Below are 4,301 nucleotides of genomic sequence, written 5' to 3' on the forward strand. Positions count from 1 at the left end.
CACCAGCAGGGGGCAGGTCAATCAGCACGACGTTCTGGGCACCGTTCATAAACTCGCCGCGATTAAGTTGGCACACCGTGGCCTCGTTGATCTCACTGGCCGCGAAGTCGAAGCCCTAGAGGTCCTTGTAGGCCGGGAAGCGAGCGGCCTTCATATGGTAGGCAATGGAGCGCACTTCCCGTTCTGCCACTTCAGCCTTCAGCAACTGAGCGAGCACCGGCACCGCGGCATCAAAGGCTGGTGCGCCTTGTCCCATCAGGTCGGTGACGGCTTGGGCCATCCCGGGCATCTTCAGACTGCACAGCATGATGATGATAGCACTGCTGGCAGGATCATGACGCATGGCGGCCTCCAGCGATCCGGGCCCGCAGGCCATCATAGCGCTCGACATTGGCCTTGGGCTCACTGCGCCGAGCAAGGGCCTGTGGCGTATTGATGGTCGGCCCACCGATTGTCTTTCCGTCGATCAGACGGTGCAGAAGATTCAGCACATGGGTCTTGGTTGCGACGCCCTCAGCCAGCGCCATTTCCACGGCGACCAGCACGGCCCGCTCGTCATGCTGAAAGCATGCCTCCGGCATGACGTGATGCAGAACCAGTGCAAGGATGTCGACCATCTCTCCGTCACCACCAGGCTTGCGCAGCATGAGATCTTGCAGCTGCTTGAAGGCCGGAGGGAATTCCGCAAAGGGGGCACCGTTCCGCAATGCGCCGGGCTTGCGCTGAAGCACGGCCAGGTAATGGCGCCAATCGTAGATCGTGCGTGGTGGGAGTTGGTGGCTGCGCTGGATCACCCGCACCTGTTCACACAGGATCTGTCCTTCGGCAGCGATCACCAGACGTTCGGGAGAAACCCGAAGGCTCACCGGGCGGTTGGCGAAGGATGCCGGAACGCTGTAGCGATTGCGTTCAAAGCTGATCAGGAAAGTGGGCGATACCCTTTTGCTCAGTTCGACAAAGCCATCGAAGGCGGGGGGCAATGGCATCCGCGCTGCCTGCTCTGTGACCCAGACGTCGGCAACGCTCCCAGGCAGTGCTGCATGCGGGATCTCAGTCCACAACGCGACACAGCGCTCTTCCAGCCAGTCATTCAGTGCCGCAAGATCGGCGAAGTGCGGCATGGGTTGCCACAGTCGGTGTCGGGAATCCTGCACGTTCTTCTCGACCTGTCCCTTCTCCCAGCCCGCAGCTAGATTGCAGAACGCCGGATCGAATACGTAATAGTTTGCCATCGCAAGGAACCGCATGTTGACCTGCCAGTCCTTCCCGCGACCGACACGATCAACCGCGGTGCGCATGTTATCGTAGATGCCGCGCTCCGGGACCCCGCCGAAGACCCGGAACCCGTGCCAATGGGCATCGAACAGCATCTTGTGCGTTTTCAGTAGATACGCCCGGACCAGAAAGGCCCGGCTGTGCGACAGCTTGATATGGGCAACTTGCGGTTCGGTGCGCTCGCCGCCCAAGACCGCAAAATCCTCCTCCAGTCGAACTGGAACGCCTCTCCCGGGCGAAACAACAGGGGCACGAAGGTGCCGCGGCCTGTCGTCTGCTGATCCCGCTGCCGATCGGCCCGCCAGTTACGCGCAAAGGACGCAATTCGGCCGTAGGACCCGTCAAAGCCAAGAACCACCAGATCCACATGCATCTGCCTCAGCGTGCGCCTCTGCATGCGGGACTTGCCAGACTCCGTCTTCAGCCAGCCGACCGAGCTTCTCGGCGAATGGATCGAGCTTGCTTTGCCGCTCCGGCGTCGCGAATTGCGGCTCGATCGTGCCTGCGTTCAAATACTTCTTGATGGTATTGCGCGACATTCCCGTCCGCCGCGCAATCTCGCGCAGGGGCAACTTATCCCGCAGTGCCATACGTCGGATGATGTTCAAAAGTCCCATGTGTATCACTCCAATGTCCCCCGCTGCGCATGCCGCTGGGGGAAGGTCACATGGGTCAATTCTCAATGGAAATTATGCCGCCACCCGGGTCACTTCTGGGTGGAAATCAACAATCGGGCGGGATTTACCTCTGTTGAAGGTTGCATTTCCGCAACAAACGCGGCGACAAGGCGTCATGGAGTAATTGATCTGAGTGTTTTGGTCGGATAAGGCGGCGATACGCTCGATGCCAGACAGCGCCCCCCCCTTTGAGACGGCGACGCGATCCAGCGAGATCGAGAAACACTCAAGGGACAGTCTCATGACATTCACTAATCGGGGCGCGTTGCTCCTTACGACGGCGATTTGCGCCGCAAGCAGCGTTTCAGCGCAGGACGATGCCACTTTCCTCGGAACGCTGCGAATCGAAAGCGAACAGGCGCAGAGCCTGCTCGGCAACACCGAGATCACCGAAGAAGAGCTCGATGACCGCGCCCCGGCCTCGGTCGCCGACGTGTTCAGCGGCGAAAGCAGCGTCACCGTCAGCGGCGGCGCCGCCATGGCCCAGAAGGTGCTGGTGAACGGCGTCGAGGAATCGCTGCTGTCGGTCACCATCGACGGCGCACGCCAGAACAAGGGCGCATTCCACCACACCGGCAACGTGCTGATCGACCCTTACCTGCTCAAGCGGGTCGAGGTCAGCGAAGGCATCGCCCCCGCCGATGCCGGCCCCGGTGCACTTGGCGGCGCTCTGGCCTACACCACCAAGGATGCGCGCGATCTGCTGGATCTTGACGACCCCTTCGGCGGCATGATCGGCGTCACCACCGGCGACAACGGCACGGGCGTACGCCGCAATATGGCGCTTTACGGCCAGCAGGGCGGGTTTGAATGGCTGCTGTCGGCCAGCAGGCAGACCGGCGACGATTACGAAGACGGCGATGGCGACGAGGTTGAAGGCACCGAAGCCGATCTGACCAGCTACATGCTGAAGCTGGGTTACACCACGAAAAGCGGCAAGCGCCTGACCTTCGCCGCCTCCGAAACCGAAGACACCGGCGGGCGCGCCTCGCAAGGCGGCTTCATCCGCTCCGATTTCGGCGGTCTGGTATCGGCCTCGCGCCCCACCACGATCATCGACGGCTACGCGCGCCGCAGCTCGTACACTCTGTCCTACACCGACGAGAACCCGCAGGGCTGGTTCGCCCCCAGCGCACAGCTGACCTATAACGAACAAGAGGTCGACGTGGGCGCGGTGTCCGGCGTCAACTACAGCCTGTCGGGCAATGTCGAAAACGAATTCCATCTGGCCAACGGCACGCTGACCGCCGGGATCGATGCATTCGATGAAAGCGCCGTGGCCACCGAAGGCACCTCGGGGTCGGAGAACCACCAGAACGTCGGATTGTACGCACAGGCACGGCAGGATCTGAACGACCGCCTGTCGGTATCTTACGGTCTGCGCTACGACTACCAATGGTTTGAAGGTACGGATGGCAGCGATTTCGAAGAGGGCGGCTTCAGCGGCAACGCCGCGCTGGATTACGTACTGACCGATACGCTGACGCTGAACGCGGGGCTTGCCACGACGTTTGGCGGCTTCGCACTGGGCGAAGCGGCGCTGGTGAACTACGGCAGCGACTGGACCTATGACGACTTCGGCGCCTCGCGGTCGAACTCGGCCCGGATCGGTCTGCGCTGGAACAGCGGCCCTTGGGCGATCAGCGGCGCGCTGTTCCACACCGAGATCAACAACGTCAACGCAGTGCTGCCCTCGGGCGGGGATCGCGGCGCGCAGGCCGACGTGACGACCCGCGGCTTTGATGGCTCGCTCGCCTACAACTGGGATCGCGGCTTTGCCAAGGTGAACTACACCCATGCCAACGTCACGCTGGATGATGATACCATCTCCGGTACGTCCTATTATCTGGGGCGTCCGGTTGGCAGCATCATGGGGCTGGAAGCGGGGTATGACATCCACGACAACTGGCGCGTTGGCGGCACTGCCGAGATCGCGTTTGAAAACGATTCCACCGACACTGATCTGCCCGCCTACGAGGTTCTGAACCTGTACACCACCTACCAGCCTGCCGCGTTGAACGGGCTGGAACTGCGGATGGACATCAAGAACGTCTTTGACGAGCAATACGCCAGCCGCAGCTCGGACGGGCTGGATTACACCGGGTCGGTCATTCCGCTCTACGAACCGGGCCGGACCTTTACCGTCTCTGCGACCATGCGGTTCTGATCCTGAGCGGGCGCCACTTCGGTGGCGCCCGTCTTGTATCTGGCGCGCTGTTTGGCCGCGAAGGGGCGGCGCGGGCAAGCGCGCTCTGGGCTTTGTCCGAAAGCCTGTTGCCGTCAGGGCTTGCGCCGGGTCTTTCCAATTCTGTTGACACCTTACCGGTTTTGAGGACGTTGTTGCACATA

The 4,301-nt window shown here is 61.7% G+C and carries 1 protein-coding gene and 2 pseudogenes; 1 reads left to right on the forward strand and 2 read right to left on the reverse strand.

Annotated features, from left to right (window positions below; translation table 11 throughout):
- Window positions 1-343 (reverse strand): annotated as a pseudogene (locus tag KO516_RS14890) (ATP-binding protein); the annotation flags it as partial.
- Window positions 333-1,892 (reverse strand): annotated as a pseudogene (gene istA, locus KO516_RS14895) (IS21 family transposase). The pseudogenes KO516_RS14890 and istA, both read right to left, overlap by 11 nt.
- 301 nt (window positions 1,893-2,193) lie before the next feature.
- Between istA and KO516_RS14900 the strand changes: the two are divergent.
- Window positions 2,194-4,119, forward strand: coding sequence for a TonB-dependent siderophore receptor (locus KO516_RS14900; RefSeq protein WP_216004576.1), 1,926 nt, complete (start codon window positions 2,194-2,196; stop codon window positions 4,117-4,119).
- The last annotated feature ends 182 nt before the right edge of the window (window positions 4,120-4,301 follow it).

The organism is Citreicella sp. C3M06 (assembly GCF_018860705.1).
Lineage (GTDB): Bacteria > Pseudomonadota > Alphaproteobacteria > Rhodobacterales > Rhodobacteraceae > Salipiger.

Bases quoted from the DNA above. Each gene is read 5' to 3' on its own strand.
- KO516_RS14900 (WP_216004576.1), top strand. From the start codon at position 2,194: ATGACATTCACTAATCGGGGCGCGTTGCTCCTTACGACGGCGATTTGC.